We start from the raw sequence: 22,470 nt of genomic DNA, 5'->3' as shown, positions 1-22,470 counted from the left end.
CCGGACCGGCTTCACCCGCCGCGGCGCCGGAACTCGGTCATCAGCTGATCCACCACCACCCGCAGTGGCAGATCCAGGGCCCGGGCGGCGGATTCCACGTCGGAGTGCTCCGGTTTGACCGTACGGCTCCCGTCTCCGATCTCGGACACCTTGACGCCGATGTGCTGCCGGCGCCCCTCGGGCCCGATGGTCACGGTCACCGACCGGCGGGGCAGGGTGGCCCGTTGCCAGGACGACCAGCGCACGCCCACCGTGGTGGTGTGGCGGAACACCGTGTCGACGATCGCCTCCCGCACGCCTTCGTCGCACAGGGCGGTGAGGACCTGTCCGGGCCGGCCGTGCCGGGCGGTGATGGGGCTCGTCCAGCAGTCCCAGGCGCCCGCGGCCCGGACGGCGGTGAGCACCGACGGCCACAGCTGCGGGTCCAGGTCGTCGATCGTGGCTTCGACCACGAGCACCTCGCCGGACGGCCTGCGCACGGTCTCCTGGACGGTGCCCACGACGACGCGGGTGATGTTGGGGCGGTCGGCGGGGTCCCGGGAGCCGCCGCCGATGCCGACGCCGCGCACCGTCATGGCGGGGAACGCCCCGGGCCGGGCGAGCGCGGCGACCAGGGCCGCCCCGGTGGGGGTCGTGCGCTCCCCCTCCAGATCTCCCTGGGTCAGCGGCAGGCCCGCTCGCGCGGCGATGCCCAGCACCGCCGGGGTGGGCACCGGCAGCCGGCCGTGTTCGGCGCGCACGGTGCCACTTCCGGCCGCCAGTGGCGAGGTCGTCACCACGGGGTTTCCGGTGAGCAGCCCGAGGTCGTCCAGCGCCGCCGCGCAGCCCACGACGTCGGCCAGCGCGTCCAGCGCCCCCACCTCGTGGAAATGCACCGCCGTGGGGTCGATTCCGTGCACGCCGCCTTCGGCGTGGGCGAGAACCTCGAACACCCGCCTGGCATAGCTCCTGGCGTCCGCGTCCAGCTCCGCCGACTCGACCAGCGCCAGGACGTCGTCCAGGTGGCGGTGCGCCGGAGGTCCCGCAGGGACGCCGACCTGGGCGCGCAGACAGCGGAATCCGCCGCGCCGGCCGGGTTCGACGCGTACGGCGACGCCGAGGCCGAGTGACGCCACCGCGGCGGCGACCCGCTCCTGGTCCGCGCCCGCGTCGAGGAGAGCGGCCATCAGCATGTCGCCTGCCAGTCCGGACGTGGCGTCGATCCAGCAGGCTCGCTCAGCCACGGCACGCCACTTCGAGGATCTTCGCGACATGCACGGCGGCGCCGAAGCCATTGTCGATGTTGACCACGGCCAGCCCGGGGCTACAGGACGACAGCATGGTCATGGCGGCGGCGACGCCCCCGGTGGCCACTCCGTATCCGACGCTGGTGGGCACGCCGACGACCGGGGCCGCGACCAGGCCGGCGACCACGCTGGGCAGGGCTCCGTCCATTCCGGCCACGACGACGAGACAGTCCGCCGCGCGCACCTCGTCCAGCTTCGCCAGCAGCCTGTGCAGTCCGGCCACTCCGACGTCCGCCATCACCTCGGCGCCCACTCCCAGGGCCGTCAGCGTGGCCAGGCATTCACGGGCCACCGGCAGGTCGGTCGTGCCCGCGGTCAGGACCAGGGCGTGCCCCGCCGGTGGTGGCGGCTCTCCCACGGTGACCGTCGCGGCCGTCCGGTCGACGCTCACCACCTCGCCCGGAAACGCCTCGGCCGCGGCGTCGAGAACCGCTTCCGGGCAGCGGGTCGCCAGGGCCGGGCCGGTGCGGTCGTGCGCCCGCAGCTCGGCCAGGAGCCGCAGCGTCTGCTCAGGCGGCTTGCCCGCGCCGAAGACCACCTCGGGGACGCCCGTGCGCGTCCTGCGGTCCACATCCAGCCGGGCGTAGCCGCCGACTCCGACCGCCCCGCTCACCGGCCCCGCTCCACCGGGGTGATCGGCAGGTTCAACGAGCCGGAGCGGAAGGGCTGTTCATCGATGTCCACCTGGTCGTAGCCGGCGGCCCGCACGGCCGCCACCACCGCGGCGCGCTCCCCGGGATCGCCCACCCGGACGAGTTCCTCGGCGGCCAGCTGGACCCTGCCGAGCGGGCCGTGGTGCCGCACCCGCAGAACCTTGTAGCCGAGCCGCTTCAGCGCCAGCTCCGCCCGGTCGACCTGCGCGAGTACCGGAGCGCTGACGGCCGTGCCGTACGGAAGGCGGGAGGCCAGACACGGGGAGGCGGGCTTCTCGGCGGAGGGCACGGCCAGGGCGCGGGCCAGCGCCCGTACGGCTTCCTTGCCCAGACCGGCCTCCAGCAGGGGGTGGCGTACGCCGTGTTCGGCCGCGGCGCGCAGTCCCGGGCGCCAGTCGCCGATGTCGTCGGCGTTCGCGCCGGACAGCACCGCCGCGTAGCCGCGCCGCGCGGCGAGTTCGTCCAGCCGGTCGTAGAGCTCGGACTTGCAGTGGTAGCAACGGAAACGGTCGTTGCGGCGGTAGCCCTCCCGGGCCAGCTCGGCGGTGTCGACGACTTCATGGGCGATGCCGACCGAGGCGGCCACGGCGCGCGCGCCCTCGAGCTCACCGGTGGCGAGCGCGGACGACACGGCCGTCACGGCCAGCGTCCGTGACCCGAGCGCCCGCGCCGCCACCGCCGCCACCAGTGACGAGTCGACGCCGCCCGAGAAGGCCACGATGGCACTGCCGACGGCGCCGATGCGCGCGGTCAGGGCCTCCAGCGGAGTGGTGGTGTGCACGGTCAGCCCTCCTTGGGTTTCTTCGCCTTCGCGGCGTCGATCAACTCGTCCGGTGGCCACCCGTCGTCGAGCGCCTGACACACCCGCAGAAATGCCCCCGGATCACGGCCATGGCGGCGGGCGGCCAGGGTGATGGGCTCCCGTGGGGCTCCACCGCAGTAGACACAGCCCACGCCTATCGCGGACAGCAACCGCATCGCGGAGCCGTCGGGATGCCTCCTGATCAGTTCCGTGATCGTGGTCGAGCCCCGGACGGGTGGCCGGGGTGGCCCGTCCGGATTCACCTCGGCGCCTCGTGCGGGAAAGCCTCTTGCCGGAGAGCCTCTTGCGGGAAACGCAGCGGCTGGGCGTCCAGCCGGACCAGCTCCCGGGGCAACTGGTACCGGGCGAAGGGCAGGATCGCCACCTTGGCGTCGGGGCCGTGGCGCTCCATCGCCGCGGCGAACGCCGCGTCCAGCGAGGTGGTGGCGTCGATGCCGATGTCCTCCGCCATGGCGAGGTTCTCTTCGAGGGTGACCAGGGTCAGGTGTTTGCGCACCATCACCTCGTAGATCGGGGCCCAGATGCAGCCCGCCCACATCTGGATCTCACGGGCGTGGATGTCCCCCAGCAGCCGGTGGTAACCGGCCTCGGAGGGTGGCATGTAGGGCTTCATCAGGTCCATCAGGGCCAGGCCGGGGAAGAAGCCCGTCTCGGTGCGCACACCGGGCGAGGGACTGGTGTAGATGACGGTGCCGCCGTCGCGCACCACGTGGTCGGCGGACATACAGCCCCAGCCGGTGTGGAAGAACAGATGGTCGGTGGGTGCGAACACCCCGCAGATGACGATGTCGGCCGGACCGCTCTCGGCCACCGGGCTGTCGAAGGCGTAGATCTCGTTGAACCGCTCGATGGTCCTGCGGTGCGACACCGGATGTGCCCCGAAGTTCATCTCGATCACCTTGCCGCGGGTGTCGAGCAGGACGTCCAGGGTCGCGGTGAGACCGGCCATCGTGGCGATCTCGTCGATGTCCGAGCGCATCGGCCCGGCCAGGGCCCCGTAATGCGTCTGGGGCGACATCACGAAGTTGCCGTGGTTGGCCTCGATGGTGATGTCGGCGCACACCCCCGGCATGACCAGCTTGCCGCCTCCGCCGTAACCCCAGTGATTGGCCTGTGCCTGTCCGATCGCGATCACCACGTCGTGGCTGGTCACGGACTCATGCACCCAGGCGGGCGTACCCCGCGAGGTGATGCCGAGGTGGGTGTAGGCGTCGTAGTTGAGGGGGTCGTTCTGGAGCAGCGGGATACCCAGCCGGGCCATGCGCGCGAGGTTGTCCCGGCCCACCTTCTGCTCGATGTCGCGCCGCGACATGGATATGACCTTGCCGTTGCCGGTGATAACGGTCGCCCTGGTCGTACCGGCCCGCTCGATCTCGTCGAGCACCGCCGGAAGGATCTTCGAGGCGGGGGTGGGCCGGAACTGGTTGTCGATGATGACCGTGATGCTCCGGCCGCCTTCGAGCAACTGCGCCAGACTCGGCCCCGCCACCGGATTGGCCAGTGCGCGCCGCGCCTCGTCGGTGGTGTTCTTCACCGCGGGGGGTTCGTCGGGATAGATCGCGGCGAGCAGGTTCCGCTCGGGGATGGCGAGTTCGAGCTCCTCGCGGCGGACGTTGCTCTCGTCGTCCATGACGCCGATGGTCAGCGGGTCCAGCGACTCGTAGGGAATGCGTGCGTGGAAAGTTCCGGTCATCGTGGACCTCTTCGCGAACGGCGCGTCGCCATACTCAACGGACCGTATGTTTAGGATGGTCGATCAATATATTGGAAGCTAGGCGAGATATCAGACGCTGTCAACGCTCGTGCGTCACGGCCGACGATCGGCCGATCCACGCTCGGGGTCGGACGATCCGTGCTCGGGGTCGGACGATCCGCGCTCGGGGCGGGCGCGCTTTCCGGCACCGCGCAGCAGCCGCCTGACCCGGTCGAGCAGGGGCGCGAACACCAGGCTCAGGGCGCTGGGGGCCTTCACCGGCCCGGACGGCGCCTGCCCGGATGTCGCCGCCTCGGTGACGGCGTCGGCGAACTGCTCGAACATCCGGCGGCTGACGTCTCCGGCGAGAGCGCGGCCGAACTGGGCGATGCGGCCGGTGAGATAGACCTTGGCGTCGGCGTGCATCGCGGTGCCGGTCTCCGTGGCCTCGGTGGTCAGGGTGATGTCCGCCTGTGTCTGCGCTCCCCCGGTGTCCTGACCCTGTGCGATCGCCCGCAGCCGGCCGGCCGCGCGGTCGTGTTCGAGGATCTGCGCCACCCCGTTGAAGGCCAGTTTGATCGGGCCCACGGAGACCCGGGCCCTGCCCGCGTAGTGTCCGTCGCCGTGGTCGTCGGTGAGCTCCGCACCCGGCAGGCAGCGCGCCAGCAGGTAGATGTCGTCGAGAACGCCCCAGACCCGGTCCTCGGACAGGTCGATCTCGGTGGTGATCCGCACCGCGATGGTGGGATCACCGCTGGGCAGCACGATGTCCTGGACGCCCGACGACGCCGTGTCCGCGGCCTCGTCCGGACCGCCGGACGCGTCCGCGCCCTGCCCGGCCCGGCCGACCAGCGCCGTACGCACGCGGTTGCCCGGCCCGGGGATGCCCTCGGGGTGTGCGCGCCGGGTCTCGTCCACCGCGGTGAGGATGTTCCGGTACCCGGTGCAGCGGCAGATGACGCCCGACAGCTCCTCCGGCAGCTCCTCCTCGGTGACGTCCGGCTTGTTGACCAGCAGGTCGTAGGAGCTCATCAGGAAGCCGGGCGTGCAGAAGCCGCACTGAAGGGCGTGGTGACGGCCGAACGACTCCTGGAGCGGGTGCAGGGAGTCGGGCCGCCCCAGACCCTCGACGGTGACGATGTCCGTCCCGTCCAGCTGCACGGCGAACAGCAGACAGGCGCGGGCGGCCGCGCCGTCGACGAGCACGGTGCACATACCGCAGACCCCGTGCTCGCAGCCCACATGCGTACCGGTGAGGCCGAGGTGGTCACGCAACGCGTCGGCCAGGGTGACCCGCGCCGGGAGGCTCAGCGCCGTGGGCGTCCCGTTGACGGTCATCCGGACCTCGACCGGGTCGTCCGCACCGGCCTTCACCGGGCGCGGCGTACGGGGTCCCGCCTCGCGGGACCCGGCTTCGCCGACGGTCATGTGGCCACCTCCTCGGCGCCGTCGCGGGCGCGCTCGTAAGCCTTGGACAGTTCCCGGCCGGTCAGGGCGAGCAGCAGCCGGCGCCGGTAGTCCCTGGACGCGTGGATGTCGCCGTCGGTGTCGACGGTCTCCTCGACGACGGCGGCGAGCCGCTCCCTGAGCCGGTCCGCGAGGCCGTCGTCGCCGCCGGTGAGCGCGGCGGCGAGCGGCTCGGACAGATCGCGGGTGACCGGCCGGTCGGACACGCCGAAGGCGGTCATCGTCGCCTCCGGGCGGCCCGCGCGCAGACGCACCCGCACGGCGACGCCCGCGAGCGCGAAGTCGCCGTGGCGACGGGCGATTTCGGCGAACCCGAACCCCTCCCCCTCGGCGGCCACGGGCAGCCGTACGGAGGTGAGGATCTCGTCGGGGGTCAGCGCTGTGGTCATCGCGCCGTGGAAGAACTCCCGGGCGGACACGCGCCGGGCGCCGTTGGGTCCGGTCAGCGTCAGCTCCGCGTCGAGGCAGCAGGCCACGGCGGGCAGCTCGGCGGCCGGGTCGGCGTGGGCGAGGCTGCCGCACACCGTCCCCCGGCTGCGCAGTTCGCGGTGGCCCACCCAGGGCAGCGCCAGGCGCAGCAGGGGAACGCTCGCGCCGAGCGGGTCCCGCTCCACCCGGCGCTGCGTCACGGTCGCGCCGATGTGCAGGGCGGGACCGGAGCGGGTCAGCGCGCCGAGTTCCTCGATGGAGTTGATGTCGATCAGCGTGTCGGGGCGGGCGAGCCGCATGGCGAGCACCGGTGTCAGCGACTGCCCGCCCGCGATGACCTTGCCGCCCCCGCGGGTCTCCGCCAGTTCGGCGATCGCGTCGGAGAGGCGCGAGGGCCGGACGTAGGCGAACGGTGCGGCTTTCATGGATCAGATCACCGGCCCTGGAACTTCGGGGCCCGCTTCTCGCCGAACGCGGCGACGCCCTCGGCGAAGTCGTGGCTCGACCGGAGCATCGCGTACGCCTTGCGCTCCAGCTCGATCCCCGAGTAGAGCGGTGCGTCGATCCCCTTGTCGAGCACCTCCTTGGCGGTGCGCAGGGCCAGCGGCGAGTAGCCCAGCATGGTCTTCACCACCCGTTCGACCTCCGCGTCCAGCGCCGCGCGATCGGGCAGCACGGCCGACACCAGACCCCAGTCCCCCGCCTGCCGCGCCGTGATGCGGGTCGCGGTCATGACGTGGTATTTGGCGCGGGAGAGACCGATGAGCCGGGCGAGGCGCTGGGTGCCGCCGGAGCCGGGGATCATGCCCAGGCGCATTTCCGGAAGGGCGAACTCGCTGCGCTCGGTGGCGATACGGATGTCGGTGGACAGCGCGAGCTCGAAGCCGACGCCGAAGCAGTAGCCGTCGACCGCGGTGATGACCGGCTTCGGGCTGCGGGACGGAGCCGTGATGTTCTGGCCCAGATCGGTGAAGTCGACGGGCTCCATCTCCATGAAGCCGGGGATGTCGCCGCCCGAGGTGAAGTGCTCGCCCTCGCCCCGGACGACCACGACCTGGATGCTCTCGTCCGCGTCGATCTCGGCGAAGCGGTCGGCCATCGCCTGGCGGGTCTCCATGGTGACGATGTTGTACGTGCCGTGATCGAGGGTCAGGTAGGCGACACGTCCGTCGTGGCCGTGGTCCAGCCCGATCCGGCCTCCGGTCAGTGCCATGTCACAGATCCCTTTCGCTGTCACTGCCGTTGAGCAGCTCGTTGAGTACGTTTCCGTGCAGGGGCAGGGTGGTGATGTCCACGCCCGCCGGGGCGAGCGCGTCGGCGACGGCGCCCGCGATCGCGGCGGGGAGGCTCATGCTGCTGCCCTCGCCGCAGCCCTTCGCGCCGAGGCGGGTGAGGGGTGAGGGGGTCTCGAGGTGGTCGCTGTGGAGCGCGTACCGTGTCTCGGCCGTCGTGGGACACAAGTAGTCCATGAACGTGGCCGTCGGTTGCCCGGCGTCGGTGTAGCGCATCTCCTCGAACATCGCACCGCCTATGGCGTGTGCGAGCGCGCCGTGGATCTGGCCTTCGAGGAGCGTGGGGTTGAGGATGGTGCCCGGGTCGTGGACGGTCACCACCTTCTCGAGCCGGAGCTGCCGGGTCTCGGCGTCGATGCGTACGGTGGCGAGCTCGGCGACGAATCCGTAGCACAGGCTCGAGTTGATCTGGTCGCCTCGGCTGGCGGCCTTCGACTGAGGGGGTGTGAAGGCGGCCTCCTCGTACAGCCGCGCGGTGGTGCCCTCGGGCAGCGCTCCGGGGTCCCAGTGGACCAGCCCGGCCGCGTGCCGGAACAGCACCGACCGCTCGAGCTGGTCCCGGACCCGGACCCTGCCGTCGGCGAGTTCCACCCGGTCCGCCGGGACGTCCAGCAAGGTGGCACCGGCGACCTTGACCGTCTCGGCCAGCCTTTCGCCGGCTTCGACCAGCGCGCTGGTCAGCAAGGGGGCGAACCTCGACGAATAGCTGCCGGAGGTCACCGTCCAGGGGGTGGTGGCGGTGTCCATCTCGACCACCGGACGGACCTGGTCCAGCGGCAGCCCGAGCTGTTCGGCGATCACGGCCTGGGCGACCGTGGCGTGGCCCTGCCCCTGCGGCACAGTGCCCAGCAGGACGGACACGATGCCATTGAGGTCGACGCTGACGCGTACGTGCTCGGTGGAGCCGGACTTGCCGCGCCCCGCCGTGCGCTGTTCGGCCGGGGTGGCCAGGCTGACATAGCCGATGTTGGTCGCCGACGGGTCGACGATGGTGGCGACGCCGATGCCGTAGTACTCACCGCGCTCCCGCGCCGCGCGCTGCTCCTCCCGGAGTGCCTGGTAGTCGGCGTTCTTCAGCAGCATGTCCAGGGCGCGCCGATAGTCGCCCGAGTCGTAGACGCCGCCGGTCGGAGTGGTGTACGGGAAGTCGTCACTGCCCACGAGGTTGCGCTGCCGCAGCTCGACCGGGTCCAGGCCGCAGACCCCGGCGATCTTGTCCATCAGCCGTTCCAGGCCGAAGTACAACTGCTGGCCGCCGAATCCACGGTTGAGTCCGGTGGGGGTCTTGTTGGTCACGACCGCGCGGGAGCGGATCCGCACGGCGTCGATCGTGTACGCGCCGGTGATGTTGCCGAAGCAGCGGTACAGCGTGCTGGGCTCCGGCGGGCGGAGATACGCGCCGACGTTGTCCACCAGATCCGCGCGGAGTGCCCGCACCTCGCCGTCGGCGGAGACCGCGGCCTCGAACCACATCACACGGTCGGATCCGGCGGAGCTGGCGAGCAGGTGCTCGATGCGGTCCTCGGTCCAGCGCACCGGGCGGCCGGCGTGCTTGCTGGCCAGCGCCATCAGGGCCACGTAGGGGTAGATGCCGGCCTTGATGCCGAAGCTGCCGCCGTTGTCGGCGGGGATCATCAGCCGGACGCGGGAGGCGGGTACGCCCAGCGCCCCGGCCAGGACCGGGACCATGGAGAACGGCCCGTGGAAGTTGGCCCACGCCTGAACGCCCGGTCCGTCGGCCTCGTCCTGCCAGTGGGCGACGACCGCGTAGCACTCCATCGGGGTGGAGGAGTACCGCGGGAAGGTGTACTTGCCCTTCACCACGTGGTGGGCGGTGGCGAAGTGGCCGTCCACATCGCCGAACTCGAAGGTCCGGTCGGTCGCCACATTGCTGTCGGCGCCCTCGTGCAGCCGTGGGGCGTCGGGCAGGAGGGCCTGCTCGGCGTCGACCACCGGGGGCAGCGGCTCGTAGTCGATCTCGACGAGTTCGGCGGCGTCCTCCGCGAGGTAGCGGTCCGCCGCCACCACCACGGCGACCGGTTCACCGACGAACCGGACCTTGTCGGTGCCCGTCGGGTAGTACGGCATGGGCGTCTTGAGAGAGAGCGGGAACGGCCGCAGTGTCGCGGCGACCTCATCGGGACCGATCACGGCGGCGACGCCGGGGTGCCGCCGCGCCCGTTCGAGCCGTACGCCGCGGATGCGGGCGTGCGGATGCGGGCTCCGGACGACCGCGGCGGTCAGGGTGCCCGGCAGCGGGTCGAGATCGTCGAGGAAGCGGCCCCGGCCGGTGAGCAGTGCGGGGTCCTCGATCCGTGCGGTCGGCCGCCCCGGCCGTTCCGTGGTCGCGGTCACGTGGTTCACCTGTCTGTCGCGGTGTCGCTGTCGGCCAGCGGGTGGTAGTCGCCGGAGCTCAGCCGACGGCGGAGGATCTTGCCGGCGCCCGACTTCGGGATCTCCTCGACGGCGATGAGGCGCTTGGGGCGTTTGAGGGACGGCAGTCCGGAGCCCTCGCGCACATAGGAGCGCAGCTCGGTCAGCGCGTGGTCGGGGGTCGTCCCGCTCTCGGGGACGAAGAAGGCGGTGGCGGCCTGTCCCCAGCGGTCGTCGGGAAGCCCGACGACAACGACCTCGCTGATCACCGGACAGCCGATCAGCTTGTCCTCGATCTCGTCCGGATAGATGTTCTCGCCCCCGGAGTTGATCATGTCGTCAACGCGTCCGGTGACCCACAGGTCGCCGTCCTCGTCGGCGACGGCGAGGTCACCGGGGAAGTACCAGCCGCCGCGGATCGACTTGGTGTTCGCGTCGGGCCGGTGCCAGTAGCCGGCGAAGGCGTCCGGGTTGCGCATGGAGACGGCGATCTGCCCCTGCTCGCCCGGCGCCACCTCGGCATCGGGCGGGGCGTCCGGGAACGGCTCCACCAGGCGGACCCGGGAGAAGACCCCCGCCCGGCCCGCACATCCCGGCTTGGCGATGACGTCGGTCCCGACGGTGAAGGTGTAGATCTCGGTGGATCCGAAGTGGTTGACGAAGGACTCCGGCCGCAGCGTGTCCGCCAACTGCCGCACCAGCGTCGGAGTCATCGAAGCGCCGGCGTAGGCCAGCTTGCGCACGGAGGTGGCCTGTCCCAGGCGGCCGGTGCGCAACAGCGACCAGTAGATGGTAGGCACCAGGTAGAGCGAACTGATCCGCTCGTGGGCGATGAGGTCGAGCATTTCCCCGGCGTCGAACCTCGTCTGGGGGACCCAGGTGCCCGCGGCGACAACGGTGGCGATGAGTGTGCGCAGCCCCATGGTGTGGAACAGCGGCATCACGCCGAGCGTCGTGTCGAAGAGCGACTGTCCGCTCTGTAGCAGGTGGGCGACCGAGGCGTGGTACTCGGCGCCATGTGTGCGCGGCACGCCCTTGGGCCGGCCCGTGGTCCCCGAGGTGTACAGCATGACGCTGATGTCCCGCTCGGACACCCGGACGTCGAGCGGGCCGTCCGGCTGGTCGCGCGCCAGGCGCTCGATGGTCGCCTCGGCCGGGTCTCCCGAGCGGATCCACGGAACCGCCTCGACGGAGGCGAGCGCCTCCTGCGCGAGAGCCGAGGTGGATTCGTCGGCGATCACCAGCGCCGGCTCCGCGTCGGATACGCAGTAGGCGAGTTCCGAGGGGGCGAAGCGGAAGGACAGGGGCACGGAGACGGCTCCCAGCTTCTGCGCCGCCAGATGGAGGCTGGCCAGTGGTTCGCCTCCGGCGCTCAGGAGCACCACCCGTTCCCGCGGGCGGACCCCGAGTTCGGCCATCGCCCGTGCCAGCTGATTGGTGTGGGCGTCCCACTGTCCGTACGTCATCGGGGTCCTGCCGCCGACAGCCCGGCGACGCGGATGGCGCTCGGCCGTCCAGCGCAGAACCGTGCTCAGATCCATCGCGGTCCTCTCCATTCCCCATGCGCCTGCCGGCGCTCGGCGGAAGCTTCCCAATCGAACGGTGCGAGTCGCACCGTATGATTCGGACCATCGTGGGGTTGGAAACTACGCCGACCTGAGGAAGGTGTCAACGGTCCGGAGAAGACGACGCCCGCGCCGACCGCGCTTCCGGGCATGCCCGCACGCAAGAAGCCGCCATGCCCGGCGGGCATGGCGGCGGGGTGCTGTGCGCCGGTGTTACCGGGCGGTCGGCCGCCTCTTCATGGACGAGAACTCACCGCGCTCGACGCGTTCCTGGACACCGCGCCAGAACTCACGAGCGGCGTATTCCATGCCCAGACCAAGTTCGAGGGTGACCATACGGCTGGAGACCTCTTCGATCCCGCCGTAACGGCGCTGCATCTCCTCGTACTCCGCGATGCGCCGCTCATGCTGCTCGATCTGGTCCCGGGCCAGGCGCGCCACGTCGTCCGGTTCCGCCAACTCGTTGAAGAAGAGCTTGATCTCCGCGATGTCGCGCAGTTCGAAGTGCTCCTTGACCGGCTCGGCCAGCCAGGCCCGCAGCGCGGCGTCGCCCGCCTCGGTGATCGTGTAGATCTTGCGCCGCCGCCCGGTGTCCTCCTCGTGCACATCCAGAAGCCCGGCCCCCTGAAGCCTTTTGGGCTCCGCGTACAGCTGAGCGTGCGGGAAGTTCCAGAAGTAGCCCACCGACCGGCCGATCGCGCGCTTGAGGTCGTAGGGGGTGGACGGGCCACGCATGGCGATCATCCCGAGAACCACGTACGACGTCGTCGAGAGCCGGAACGCTGACATGGTCCGAAGCGTACCGTGGCGCCCAGGACCCGTGTGCTTCGGCGTGGGGAAGCGGCAGTTCACCACCGACGCCCCGCCGTGTTCGCCCGGCACCGCCGCCTTCGGAAGGCGGGCGGGCACCGGCATGGCGGGGCGACAGGGGTCGGGCGGTGTGCGGTGCGGGGGCGGCACGAGCACGTCCCGTCGCCGGTTCAGCTCCCGGGCGTGAGTTCGAGGGTGTCGAGCACTCCGTACACCCCGAGGAAGGCGATCGCCACACTGCTCATGACGAGGGCGGCGGTCAGCCAGGGGTTGGCGCGGAAGCGGGGCGGGACACCGGTGTAGCGCAGGCGCCAGACCGCGACCACGACCGCGAGCAGGAAGATGCCACCGCCGATGCCGCCGATCTGCACCATCAGGACCGGCGACTGCACCCACAGGAAGATGCACATCCACACCGGAGGCAGACAGCAGGTGAGGATGCGGATGGTGCGCGTGCGGATGCGCATGTCGTGCCAGTCGACCACGCCGAGCAGCCCGAGGGTGTTGGTCCACAGACGGGGAACGCTGGCCGACGAGGCGACGGTGACCGAGAAGAGGACGGCGATCGCACCGGCCAGGAACAGGTACTCCGCCCAGGGGCCGAGTGTGTCGGTGTAGATGTGCGACAGCGTGGTGATCATCTCGTTACCCTCGGGCACCAGGCCCTGCGGATGGAGCACCGAGGCGCCGATCACGTAGAAGGACAGGGTGCAGATGGTGCACACGACCCAGGAGACGGCCACGTCGAGCCGCATGACCTTGAGCCAGCCCTCGGCCCGCCGGGCGCGCTGCTCGCTGCCGTCGTCGGGGCCGGTCCAGCGGGCATAGCCCTTCTCCAGACACCAGTAGGTGTACGTCGTCATCTCGTCGGCGCCGACACCGGTGATGCCGAACATGGCGAGCGCGATGCCGACCGTGCCCGCGGGAATCTGGAAGCTCAGCCCGTCGGCGAACTGCTCGGGGCCGTAGCCGAAGGCGGTGAACGGCAGGGCGAGGGCCAGGCCGAAGGTGATGATGGTCTTGAGGGTGATGCCGACGACCTCGACCCGCTCGACGACGGGGTACTTGCCCGTCTGGAGGATGAGAATGGCGGCGCCGGTCACGATGATCGCCCAGATTGTCAGCGACGATGTGCTCAGCGACCCGCCCCGGATCGGCAGCAGGATCGAGCAGGCGGCCGCGGTGCCGCCGATGATGCCGCCGCGCTGGAACATCTTGGCGAAGTCCATGCCGATCCAGAGCCAGTTGATCCAGCTCAGCGGGCCGATCCGGGGGCCGACGTCGCGGAACCCGTCGAGCGCGGGGCGGCCGTTGAGGATGGTCCAGCGGGCCAGCTCCATCTGCACCCACACCTTGACCGCGGTCGAGACGATCACCAGCCACAGCAGGGCGAACCCGGCCTTCGCACCGAGCGAGGTGGTGGTGATCAGCTCACCGGAGCCGACGACGGCGGCGGACAGCACGAGCCCGGGGCCGAGGTGGCGCAGTCGGCCGCGGAAGGTCTCGGGGGCCGGGCGGGCGTCTTCGGCGCGCAGCGCGTACGGGTCGGCCTGCGCGGGTGGCGGCGCCGCCGTGGCGCCGTCGGTCGTGGTGGACATAGCGGGTCCTTAGAGGATCTTCCGGCGTCGTCGCCGGTATCCGGAAAATGCGGGCAGGGGTGGTGTGGGGGCGTGCCGTGATGCCGTGTGCCGTGGTGTCTCAGCGCGCCGGGTGGCGCGGCTCCTCACCCGCCAGTACGCGGACGACGTCCTCGGCCACCATCGCGCCCATGGCCCGGTTGGCCTCCGGGGTGCAGGCGGCCATGTGGGAGGTGAGCACGGTGCGCGGGGCCCCGCGCAGCGGGTGGTCGGCCGGCAGCGGCTCGGTGCCGAACGCGTCGAGGGCCGCGGCCCCGAGGTGCCCGGAGCCGAGCAGATCGGCGAGCGCGCGTTCGTCGACGAGGCCGCCGCGCGCGGCGTTGACCAGGATCGCTCCCGGCTTCATCGCCGCCAGGCGGGCGCGGTCGAGCAGCGGCGCGCCGGACGGGTCGGGCGGGGTGTGCAGGCTGACGGCGTCGGCGCGCTCCAGCAGGGCGTCGAGCGCGGCCGGTTCCGCGCCGTGCGCGCGGACGTCGGCCTCGGGGACGTACGGGTCCTGGGCGAGCAGCTCCATCCCGAAGGCGCGCGCGTAGCCGGCCAGCAGGCGGCCGATGCGGCCGAAGCCGACGATGCCCAGCGTCTTGCCGTGCAGTTCGGGGCCGAACAGCTTCGGCCAGCCGCCCGCCGCCACCGCGGTGTGCGAGGCGGTCAGCGAGCGGGCCGCGGACAGCAGCAGGCCGAAGGTGTACTCCGCCACCGCACGCGAGTTGCTGCCCGGCGCGCACACCACCGGGATCGCGCGCGCGTGGGCTGCGGCCACGTCGATGGTGTCGACGCCGACACCGTGCTTGGCGATCACCTTGAGGCGGGGCGCGGCGTCCATCACCTCGGCGGTGATCGGGTCCATGCCGACGATCAGCGCATCCGCCTCGGCCGCGTGCGACAGAAGTTCGGCGGTGGGCAGCGCGGTGTCCTCGCGGGGGCGCAGGGGACCCGCTCCGGCCGCCTCCAGGATCTGCCAGGGCCGCGCCGAATGCCGGGCGAAGGTGGGTGTCGTGATGAGCGTGGTCGGCATCAGCGGGCCTCGCCGCGCGCCGCCCGGAGGTGGGACGTCGCGATCTGCTGGAGGTGCACGACGTCGGACGCCACCGTCGCGAACGTGAAGCCCTCGGCGAGGCGACGGGCGGCGCTCTCACCGTCGGCGTTGTGAATCCCGGCCGCGATGCCCACCGCCTCGGCCGCCTCGCGGACGCGGACGAGGGCCTGCTCGAACTCCTCCTGTACGGCGGGGTCGGTGGACGTCGCGCCGCCGATGGCCAGGCGCAGATCGGACGGGCCGATGTAGACGCCGTCCAGGCCGGGGGTCCGGCAGATCTCCTCGACGTTGGCCAGTCCGTCGGCCGTCTCGATCATCGCGAGGACGGCGGTCTGGTCGTGTGCGTCGGCCGGGTTCGGGCCGATGCGGAGCTGGGCGCGCATCGGGCCGTACGAGCGGCGGCCCAGCGGCGGGTAGCGGACGGCGGCCACGGCGTCGGCGGCGTCCTGGGCGGTGTTGATCATCGGGACGATCACGGCGCTCGCCCCCGCGTCGAGCGCCTTGCCGATGTAGGTGAGGTCGTTGGCCTCGACGCGCACCATGCCGACGGCGGTACTGCCCTTGGTGTCGGTGGCGAGGAGGTTGTGCAGCATGCCCTGGTAGCCGAAGAGGCCGTGCTGGGCGTCGAAGGCCAGGTAGTCGTAGCCGACGCGGGCCAGGCGCTCGGCGGCGATCGGCGAGTCGAGCAGGGACCAGTAGCCGATGAGCTGCTCGCGATTGCGCAGTGCGGCGATGAACTGGGCGGAGGTGCGGCCGGTGGCCATGGGTGTCTCCCTTGCGACGTTGCGAGGTGGGCGGCGGGGTCAGCGGTTGTAGGCGGGCATCGGGCCGCGCAGCCGGGCGCCGACCTCGTCGCAGGCGGTCAGGACGTCCGCGGGCAGCGGGCCCGCGGACGCGGCGGCGATGTTGGCCTTCAGATGTTCGGCCTTGGAGCCGCCGAGCAGCAGCGCGTCGGTGGAGGGCCGGGACAGCAGCCAGCGCAGGGCCAGCTCGGTCAGCGGCAGCCCCGCCTCGGAGGCGATGCGGGCGAGGTCGGTGACGGCCTGGAACACCTCCTCGTTCCAGTACCGCTCGCGGTACATCGCGGCCACCTTGGAGTCGCCGAAGCGCCCGCCCTCCGGAACCTGATCGAAGCGGTGGCGGCCGGTGAGCAGGCCGCCGCCGAGCGGGTTGTAGACCACCGTGCGCAGTCCGGTACTGGCGGCGAATTCCACGTACTCCTCCTCGATGCGGCGCGCGAGGAGGTTGTGGAGCTGCTGGGCGACGACCGGGCGGGGCGCCCCGACCTCGTCGGCCACCCGGTTCAGCTCGGCGATCTGCCAGGCGGCGAAGTTGGAGACGCCGAGGGCGAGGACCTTGCCCGCCCGTACGAACTCGGCGACGGTCGCCAGGGTCGCGGAGAGCGGTGTCCGGCGGTCCGGCTGGTGCAGATAGAACAGGTCGACGTGGTCGGTGCCCAGACGCTTGAGGCTCCCGTCGAGCGCGGCGCGCAGCCCCTCGGGTGAGAGCGGCGCGTGCTCGCCCTGGTCGGGGTGCGGGATACCGGCCTTGGTGGCGAGGACCACCTGGTCGCGGCGGCCGGGCAGCAGCTCGGCGAGGATGCGCTCGCTCTCGCCGCCCGCGTAGCCGTTGGCGGTGTCCACGCCGGTGATGCCCGCGTCGAGCGCGGCGTCCACCATGGCGGCCGCCGTCGCGCGGTCGGCGGTGTCGCCGAAGGTCATCGTCCCGAGGATGAGAGGGGACAGCGGGACGGGCACATGCGGGAGTGCGAGGCCGACGGTCACGGGCGGGTTCCTTCCGAGGCGGGTGGTGCGTGGTGCGGGTGGTGCCGGTGGTGCGTGGCGCGGGTGGTGCGTGGTGCGGATGAGGCGGTGGTGCGGGTGAGGCGCGGGTGGTGCGGTCGTGCTCATAGGCGATCACACGCGTGATGTGCGCATCGCGCGCATGGCGCGCATGGCGCCATGCGGCTCCGTGGCCCCGACCGGTCGCCGCGGCGGTTTCCGGCGACGCGCCGCGCGGCGGCCGAGTGTGGTGCGATGCGATCCGCTGGGTCAGCCGGTCAGCGTCGCGCCCACGACGGCGACACGGTCCATGGGTGATGGCCGTCGGCGCCATGGGAACGCTCGCACGGTTGCGTAAATCACGCAAGATGTATCGCGCAGTTCACGCAGCCTATGCCATGATCCTCACTGGGCCCGACCGTGTTGTCCATCGACGGTGCCGGGTACTCGCCGCCGCGCACCGCTGTCGCGCCGCGGCCCCGTCCGGCTGCCACCACGGCCGCCACCCGAACCCGTCGCCGTCCGCCTCTCCTGCCGTCCGCCACCGCTTCCCGCCTCCCGCCTAGGAGCTGCTCTCATGTCCACCCCCCTCCCCCTCATTGCCGTCACCATGGGCGACGGTGCCGGTATCGGCCCCGAGGTCGTCGTCGCGGCCCTGCTCGACGACGCCGTCCTGACCCGCTGCCGCCCCGTCGTCATCGGTGACGCCCGGCGGCTGCGCGAGGCGGCCCGCGTCCTCGGCCTGGACTGCGAGATCGCCGCCGTCGACCACCCGCGCGACGCGGAGTTCACCCCCGGCCGCGTCAACGTGGTCGACCTCGGCCTGCTCCCCGCCGAGCTGCCCTGGGGCAAGCTGTCGACGGTCGCGGGGGGCGCCGCGTACGCGTACATCGAGCGCGCCGCCGAGCTCGCCGTGGCGGGCGAGGTGCACGCCATCTGCACCGCACCGCTCAACAAGGAGGCCCTGCACGCCGCGGGCCGTCTCTACCCCGGCCACACCGAACTCCTCGCCCATCTGACCGGGACCGAGGAGGTCTCGATGATGCTCTCCACCGAGAAGGTGAAGGTCATCCACGTCACCACGCACATCGGCCTGATCGACGCCGTCCACCGCATCGAGCCCGGCCTCGTCGAGCGCACCGTGCGCCGCGGCCACGAGGCGATGGTCCGCGCCGGCACCCCGAACCCCGTGATCGGCGTCTGCGGCATCAACCCGCACGCGGGCGAGAACGGCCTGTTCGGCTACGGCGAGGAGGCCGAGAAGATCGTCCCGGCCCTGGAGAAGCTGCGCGCCGACGGCGTCGACGCCCGCGGCCCGCTCCCCGCCGACACCGCCTTCTTCCTCGCCTCACGCGGCGACTACGACCTGATCGTGGCGATGTACCACGACCAGGGCCACGGCCCGGTCAAGGTCCTGGGCATCGAGGCGGGTGTCAACCTCACCGTGGGCCTGCCCGTCATCCGCACCTCCGTCGACCACGGCACCGCCTTCGACATCGCCGGAACGGGCACGGCGGAGGCGGGCAGCATGGTCGAGGCGCTGCGCCAGGCGACCGAGATGGCCACGGTGCCGATCCCCCCGGCGGCCTGAACCACCGCCTCCGGCGAAGGGCCCGGGTCAGCGGGCGACCGGTGACCTGGCGAGACCCTCGCGGGTGCGGCGGAGAAGGTCCAGGACGGTGTGCTCCTCGGCGGGGTCCGCGCCGAGGAGGCGGTTGAGGTGCATATGCACATGGGCGCGGCAGAGATCTCCGTACGGGCGGTGGAGCCGGTTGATGTCCCGCAGGGCTGTCAGCAGATCAACAGCGGGGGCCAGGGCCGCACGGCGGGCGGCCAGGAGCGGGGCGAGGGTGGGGTCGAGCGTCCCGGGAAGGCCGAGGGCCCGCCGCAGTCCCTGTTTCCGCTCCCGGTACACGGCACCGCCGGACCGGGACGCCGAGGCCGTTGTCCGGTAGTTCTCCACGCGCTGTTCCTCGGACATTCCCAGAGCGTCCAGCAGGTCGTCGACGGTGACGACCGCCAGGGTCAGGGCATCGAGGGAGAGCCGGTTCGCGCCGCTCGCATGCAGGAGGCGCGCGACGATCGGGCTGTCCGCCGCGAAGACCATCTCCGCCGCGCGAACGCCGTCCTCACCGCCGTACCGCTCGATCTCGGGTTCATAGGTGTCGAAGGAGAACCTGGCGCAGTCGCCCGCGCGCATCAGGTCGGCGGCCCATGAGCAGGCCTGCTCGACCAGTGGTCCCAGAAGTGTCGCCGGGTCGCCGTGGAAGCGAATGCGCAGATGGCTCTCCGGATCGGCGTAGCGCAGGAAGAACCAGCCGTCGCAGAAGCCGGCGGCGGTGACGGTCTCCGCGAAGGTGCGCAGCGGACCGGCCACTAGTTCGTCCTGCCGCCAGGAGCCGCAGTAGAGCTTCAGATACAGCCACTCGCTGCCCGGAGGGCGCAGCCGGGCCTCGGACGGAACGGAGTGAGCGGGCGGGACGGCGGGCGCGGCCGGTGCGGCCGATGCGAGCGGGTCCTGCTGAGGAGCACGCGTACGGCGAACGAGTGGCACCACGATCTCGCAGATGTGGCCACTGGCCGCGGTGCCCGGCAGCCAGGCGTGCTCGGGCCCCGGCAACGCCTCCTGGAGGAGCATCGACCGGCCCTCGGAGTCCCTTCGCAGTTCTTCCCGTAGCACCTCGGCGGTGTCGCGCTCCTCGAGATCGAGCAGGAGCCGGTTGTCGCCGACCGTCAGATAGACATGGCGCGGGACGTGCCAGTCGGCCCGCCAGGCGGCCAGCTCGGCGTGGAACCGGCCGTCGGACGCCACCGCGAGCGAGCCGGTGCGGTCCAGACGCCACTGCGCCGGTGCGAGGACGACGCGACCCCGCTGGACCCGGGGCAGGAACAGCGAACCGGCGGCGGGACCCCAGGAGAACGAGGCGAACTGGCGGCGGCCATCGGTGGCGGCCGCCAGCAGGAAGCGGGCCGGGGCGGGTGCGCGCCAGGGGTTGAGCATATGCCCTTGCACTCCGGCCACTTCGGCATGCCGGGGCGGCCAGCCGATGACGAAGCGCCCGGACCGGACCCCGACGACCAGTTCTTCCAGTGGTACGACGCGCTCCGGCTCCACTCCGGGCTGGGTGGCGAGGACGGTCTCATGGGTCCGCAGGGCGGGCCTGATGGCGACGTTGGCCGAGCGGGCGGGGTCCGGCTGGTATACGACCTCGACCGGAAGGGTGTCGGCCTGGAGTTCCTCTTCGGCTCGAGCCGCCTCCTCCAGCGCGTGGTGGGCGTCGGGGCCCAGCAGGTCGGCGAACCGGCCCAGGTGGCGGCCGGCCGCGGGCGCTCCCGGGTTGGGGCCGACGACCAGCTGGAAGTCCCCGGCGTCCAGGGCGGCGGGTGAAGTGGCCGCGACCAGCAGCGACAGGTCGAGCGACGGGGGACAGTCCGCGGGCGCCGGAGGGGCGATGGTGAGGCCGTCGATGTGCTCGTCGGTCAGCTCCAGCACCGCGCGGCGGTCACGGTTGGCACACAGGGCCAGGTCCAGCAGGAGTCGGCCACGCTGTTGCTCTCCCGGCTCGACCGAGCTGTGCGGGGCGTGCTCCCAGGGCGGGCCGAGCCCGGTGTCCGGATCGAGCAACTCCAGCAGCGGGACCTGACGCTCCGGCCCGTACCGGGCGAGGAAGGCCCGCCGGTAGCCGTCCAGTTCCTGGCTCCCCGCCGGATACGGGCTCAGGCGGAGCAGGAGTTCGGCGGCGCGTGCCGCCTCGGTTCCCACGGTCGTGTGCAGACCGGCGCATCGCAGTGGGAGCGCCATGTCGGTCTGGAAGACCGGGTCGCCGTCCGGAACGGGGTGGAGGCTGTTCGCGCGCTCCAGGAGGCCGGGCCAGGGCCGGGCGCGGGCCTCGAGGTGAAGCCGGTCCCATCGGGCCAGGTCGTCCGTGAGCGCCGCGAGTCGATCGGTGACGTCCCGGGCGGCCGGAACGCCCCGCAGGCACCGCCGCACATGGGACGCCGGATCGCCACCGGTCAGCGGCGGCCGTAGCTCCGAGAACAGGAATCCTTGGGACCACAGGCGGTCGACCAGTACGGCGGCCCTCTCGGGCGTCGCGCCGGGAAGCCGTCCGGCCGCCTCCACCAGGTGGCCGACCGGGGTGGGCAGCCGGGCCGCCTCGAGTACCCGGAGAACCGCCGCGGTGGCCCTGATGGAGGTCTCGGAGGCCGAGCCGTCCGTCAGCCACGCGCGGTCTCCGCGTACGGTGACCGCCGGGTCCGCCACCAGCCGGAGCTCGGCGCGGACGACGGGGTCCTGCTCCAAGTGGGCGACCAGGTCCAGCAGCCACGCCATGTCCGGACGGGTGCGGGTACGCGGCGGCTCCGCCGTCAGGGCCAGGTCGGTGGCGTCGGCCCAATGAGCCAGACCGACACCGGCGAAGAGGCCGAAGGGGGTCGGCCGGGTGCTCATGCGGATGAGGTATCGGATGAGCTTGCGCCGCACCCGCGCCGCCGCGGCATCGTCAGGGCGGGCGCGCTCCAGGGCCGCGGTCAGGTCACGGCTGGCCACCAGGACCGCGAGGCGAGCCCGTGGATCCGTGGGGAGCAGAGAGCCACCGGGACCCGGTGGCGCCGATACGGCCGGGGTGCGGAACGGCAGCAGGGGGGCGCGGACCAGCGCCCACCCGAGCGGCCGGTACTCACAGGAGGTCATGACAGCAGGAACAACCGGTCCCAGGTGGGCTCGGTGTCGGTGGCGGCGGCGAGGAGTACCAGGGCGATGCCTGACGCGCCGTCCAGGAGTCCGGCGCGATCCACGGGGTTCCGTCCCTGCTCCAGGTCGGCGTAGCCCATGGGGCGCTCGGGCGCGTAGGCGGCGAGCAGTTGATCGACGAGTGGGTCGACGGCCTTCGTCAGCAGTGGCAGCCCGGTGTCGGCGGCGAATCTCAGGACGACCTGGAGCAGCCCCGCCACGCCATGGCAGAAGGTCGGCGAGTCGATGTCGCGGGCCCCTGGCGGGCGGCGGAGTACGGCGGCGATGGCATCGACCGCGAGCCGGCGCAGGCCGTCGTCGTCCAATGCCTGTCCGGCGTGCCAGAGCGCGCGGGCCACGCCGGGAGCGCCGTAGCACCAGGCGCTGCGGGCCGGGACGGGCGGAGCGGGCCGCCGGCTGGACTCCGAGTGGCCGAGCGCACGCCCCTTCCGGCCGTTCGGCGGGTTCTGGCCGTTTGGCAGGGGCATCGCGCAGGGCCAGTTGATGCCCCAGCGATCGTCACTGCGCTGGCCCGCGACCCAGTCGGCCACGTGGCGCACCGCATCGGCCTGGCCCGGCACTTCGTACCCCTCCCCCAAGGCCAGGGCCAGGATGCTCAGCGGTCCCGGAATCCCGTGTGCCAGACCGCAGTTGAGGTTGCCGGCCGGGTATGAGCGCCGCATGGCCTCGTTGCTCATCAGCTCCGGAGGGGTCGCCCACAGCGGTGGCCCGTCCCTCGGGGCGACCAGGCGTACGAGGGCGGCCAGCAGCTGCGGCAGTGTCCCGCGGGGATCGCGCGTCAGAAGCGGGGCCGCGGCGCCGCTGGCCCCAGAGATGAGGTCGAAGTCACGGACCGGCATTCCGCCGCGGTGGGCGCTCAAGCGGCTCGCCTG

General features: G+C 72.1%; 18 protein-coding genes. 1 reads left to right on the top strand and 17 read right to left on the bottom strand.

Going from position 1 to position 22,470, the window contains the following annotated elements:
* Positions 1 to 11: 11 nt before the first annotated feature.
* The 15 genes from larC to ACT2CW_RS34155 all read right to left on the bottom strand — a co-directional run bounded on the left by larC (position 12) and on the right by ACT2CW_RS34155 (position 16,848).
* A complete protein-coding gene (larC, locus tag ACT2CW_RS34225) occupies positions 12 to 1,223 on the bottom strand; it encodes a nickel pincer cofactor biosynthesis protein LarC (RefSeq protein WP_445517455.1) in 1,212 nt (403 codons plus the stop codon).
* Positions 1,216 to 1,899, bottom strand: coding sequence for a nickel pincer cofactor biosynthesis protein LarB (gene larB / locus ACT2CW_RS34220; protein ID WP_445517456.1), 684 nt, complete (start codon positions 1,897 to 1,899; stop codon positions 1,216 to 1,218). The genes larC and larB overlap by 8 nt, the downstream gene beginning before the upstream one ends.
* Positions 1,896 to 2,720: an ATP-dependent sacrificial sulfur transferase LarE gene (gene larE, locus ACT2CW_RS34215; RefSeq protein ID WP_445517457.1), complete on the bottom strand. Its 825-nt coding sequence runs from the start codon at positions 2,718 to 2,720 to the stop codon at positions 1,896 to 1,898. The genes larB and larE overlap by 4 nt, the downstream gene beginning before the upstream one ends.
* A gap of 2 nt (positions 2,721 to 2,722) precedes the next feature.
* On the bottom strand, positions 2,723 to 2,917 hold the full coding sequence (locus tag ACT2CW_RS34210) for a hypothetical protein (protein ID WP_445517458.1): 195 nt from the start codon (positions 2,915 to 2,917) through the stop codon (positions 2,723 to 2,725).
* An 83-nt stretch (positions 2,918 to 3,000) separates the two neighbouring features.
* Positions 3,001 to 4,455, bottom strand: a complete 1,455-nt coding sequence (locus ACT2CW_RS34205; RefSeq protein ID WP_445517459.1) for a lactate racemase domain-containing protein — start codon at positions 4,453 to 4,455, stop codon at positions 3,001 to 3,003.
* Positions 4,456 to 4,569: 114 nt separating this feature from the next.
* Positions 4,570 to 5,883: a 2Fe-2S iron-sulfur cluster-binding protein gene (locus tag ACT2CW_RS34200; protein ID WP_445517460.1), complete on the bottom strand. Its 1,314-nt coding sequence runs from the start codon at positions 5,881 to 5,883 to the stop codon at positions 4,570 to 4,572.
* Positions 5,880 to 6,776: an FAD binding domain-containing protein gene (locus ACT2CW_RS34195; RefSeq protein WP_445517461.1), complete on the bottom strand. Its 897-nt coding sequence runs from the start codon at positions 6,774 to 6,776 to the stop codon at positions 5,880 to 5,882. The genes ACT2CW_RS34200 and ACT2CW_RS34195 overlap by 4 nt, the downstream gene beginning before the upstream one ends.
* Before the next feature lie 8 nt (positions 6,777 to 6,784).
* Positions 6,785 to 7,564: an enoyl-CoA hydratase/isomerase family protein gene (locus tag ACT2CW_RS34190; protein WP_445517462.1), complete on the bottom strand. Its 780-nt coding sequence runs from the start codon at positions 7,562 to 7,564 to the stop codon at positions 6,785 to 6,787.
* 1 nt (position 7,565) lies between these two features.
* Positions 7,566 to 9,998, bottom strand: a complete 2,433-nt coding sequence (locus ACT2CW_RS34185) for a xanthine dehydrogenase family protein molybdopterin-binding subunit (RefSeq protein ID WP_445517463.1) — start codon at positions 9,996 to 9,998, stop codon at positions 7,566 to 7,568.
* Positions 9,999 to 10,003: 5 nt separating this feature from the next.
* A complete protein-coding gene (locus tag ACT2CW_RS34180; protein WP_445517464.1) occupies positions 10,004 to 11,557 on the bottom strand; it encodes a class I adenylate-forming enzyme family protein in 1,554 nt (517 codons plus the stop codon).
* A 237-nt stretch (positions 11,558 to 11,794) separates the two neighbouring features.
* Entirely contained in the window at positions 11,795 to 12,370 is a 576-nt protein-coding gene (locus ACT2CW_RS34175) for a PadR family transcriptional regulator (protein ID WP_164422860.1), read from the bottom strand.
* A 191-nt stretch (positions 12,371 to 12,561) separates the two neighbouring features.
* Positions 12,562 to 13,989, bottom strand: coding sequence for an Nramp family divalent metal transporter (locus tag ACT2CW_RS34170; protein ID WP_445517465.1), 1,428 nt, complete (start codon positions 13,987 to 13,989; stop codon positions 12,562 to 12,564).
* 100 nt (positions 13,990 to 14,089) lie between these two features.
* Positions 14,090 to 15,043, bottom strand: a complete 954-nt coding sequence (locus ACT2CW_RS34165; RefSeq protein ID WP_445517466.1) for a phosphoglycerate dehydrogenase — start codon at positions 15,041 to 15,043, stop codon at positions 14,090 to 14,092.
* Positions 15,043 to 15,828: an HpcH/HpaI aldolase family protein gene (locus ACT2CW_RS34160; RefSeq protein ID WP_445517467.1), complete on the bottom strand. Its 786-nt coding sequence runs from the start codon at positions 15,826 to 15,828 to the stop codon at positions 15,043 to 15,045. Before ACT2CW_RS34160 ends, ACT2CW_RS34165 begins: the two co-directional genes overlap by 1 nt.
* 39 nt (positions 15,829 to 15,867) lie before the next feature.
* Complete coding sequence (locus ACT2CW_RS34155) at positions 15,868 to 16,848, bottom strand: aldo/keto reductase (protein WP_445517468.1); 981 nt, start codon at positions 16,846 to 16,848, stop codon at positions 15,868 to 15,870.
* 574 nt (positions 16,849 to 17,422) lie between these two features.
* Between ACT2CW_RS34155 and pdxA the strand changes: the two genes are divergently transcribed.
* On the top strand, positions 17,423 to 18,436 hold the full coding sequence (gene pdxA / locus ACT2CW_RS34150) for a 4-hydroxythreonine-4-phosphate dehydrogenase PdxA (protein WP_445517469.1): 1,014 nt from the start codon (positions 17,423 to 17,425) through the stop codon (positions 18,434 to 18,436).
* Between the two features lie 27 nt (positions 18,437 to 18,463).
* Here pdxA and ACT2CW_RS34145 read toward each other — a convergent pair whose 3' ends face one another.
* Together ACT2CW_RS34145 and ACT2CW_RS34140 are read right to left on the bottom strand one after the other, a co-directional pair.
* A complete protein-coding gene (locus ACT2CW_RS34145) occupies positions 18,464 to 21,538 on the bottom strand; it encodes a lantibiotic dehydratase (RefSeq protein WP_445517470.1) in 3,075 nt (1,024 codons plus the stop codon).
* Positions 21,535 to 22,470: lanthionine synthetase C family protein (locus tag ACT2CW_RS34140; RefSeq protein ID WP_445519391.1), on the bottom strand; the 936-nt coding region annotated here is incomplete at its 5' end. The genes ACT2CW_RS34145 and ACT2CW_RS34140, both read right to left, overlap by 4 nt.

The organism is Streptomyces sp. NEAU-174 (assembly GCF_052665095.1).
Note: the sequence above shows the minus strand (reverse complement) of the source record. Positions and strands in the feature narration are given on the sequence as shown.

Bases quoted from the DNA above. Each gene is read 5' to 3' on its own strand.
- ACT2CW_RS34210 (WP_445517458.1), bottom strand. From the start codon at position 2,917: ATGCGGTTGCTGTCCGCGATAGGCGTGGGCTGTGTCTACTGCGGTGGA.
- ACT2CW_RS34200 (WP_445517460.1), bottom strand. From the start codon at position 5,883: ATGACCGTCGGCGAAGCCGGGTCCCGCGAGGCGGGACCCCGTACGCCG.
- ACT2CW_RS34195 (WP_445517461.1), bottom strand. From the start codon at position 6,776: ATGAAAGCCGCACCGTTCGCCTACGTCCGGCCCTCGCGCCTCTCCGAC.
- ACT2CW_RS34160 (WP_445517467.1), bottom strand. From the start codon at position 15,828: ATGGCCACCGGCCGCACCTCCGCCCAGTTCATCGCCGCACTGCGCAAT.
- ACT2CW_RS34190 (WP_445517462.1), bottom strand. From the start codon at position 7,564: ATGGCACTGACCGGAGGCCGGATCGGGCTGGACCACGGCCACGACGGA.
- ACT2CW_RS34205 (WP_445517459.1), bottom strand. From the start codon at position 4,455: ATGACCGGAACTTTCCACGCACGCATTCCCTACGAGTCGCTGGACCCG.
- ACT2CW_RS34170 (WP_445517465.1), bottom strand. From the start codon at position 13,989: ATGTCCACCACGACCGACGGCGCCACGGCGGCGCCGCCACCCGCGCAG.
- ACT2CW_RS34165 (WP_445517466.1), bottom strand. From the start codon at position 15,043: ATGCCGACCACGCTCATCACGACACCCACCTTCGCCCGGCATTCGGCG.
- pdxA (WP_445517469.1), top strand. From the start codon at position 17,423: ATGTCCACCCCCCTCCCCCTCATTGCCGTCACCATGGGCGACGGTGCC.
- ACT2CW_RS34175 (WP_164422860.1), bottom strand. From the start codon at position 12,370: ATGTCAGCGTTCCGGCTCTCGACGACGTCGTACGTGGTTCTCGGGATG.
- ACT2CW_RS34180 (WP_445517464.1), bottom strand. From the start codon at position 11,557: ATGGATCTGAGCACGGTTCTGCGCTGGACGGCCGAGCGCCATCCGCGT.
- ACT2CW_RS34145 (WP_445517470.1), bottom strand. From the start codon at position 21,538: ATGACCTCCTGTGAGTACCGGCCGCTCGGGTGGGCGCTGGTCCGCGCC.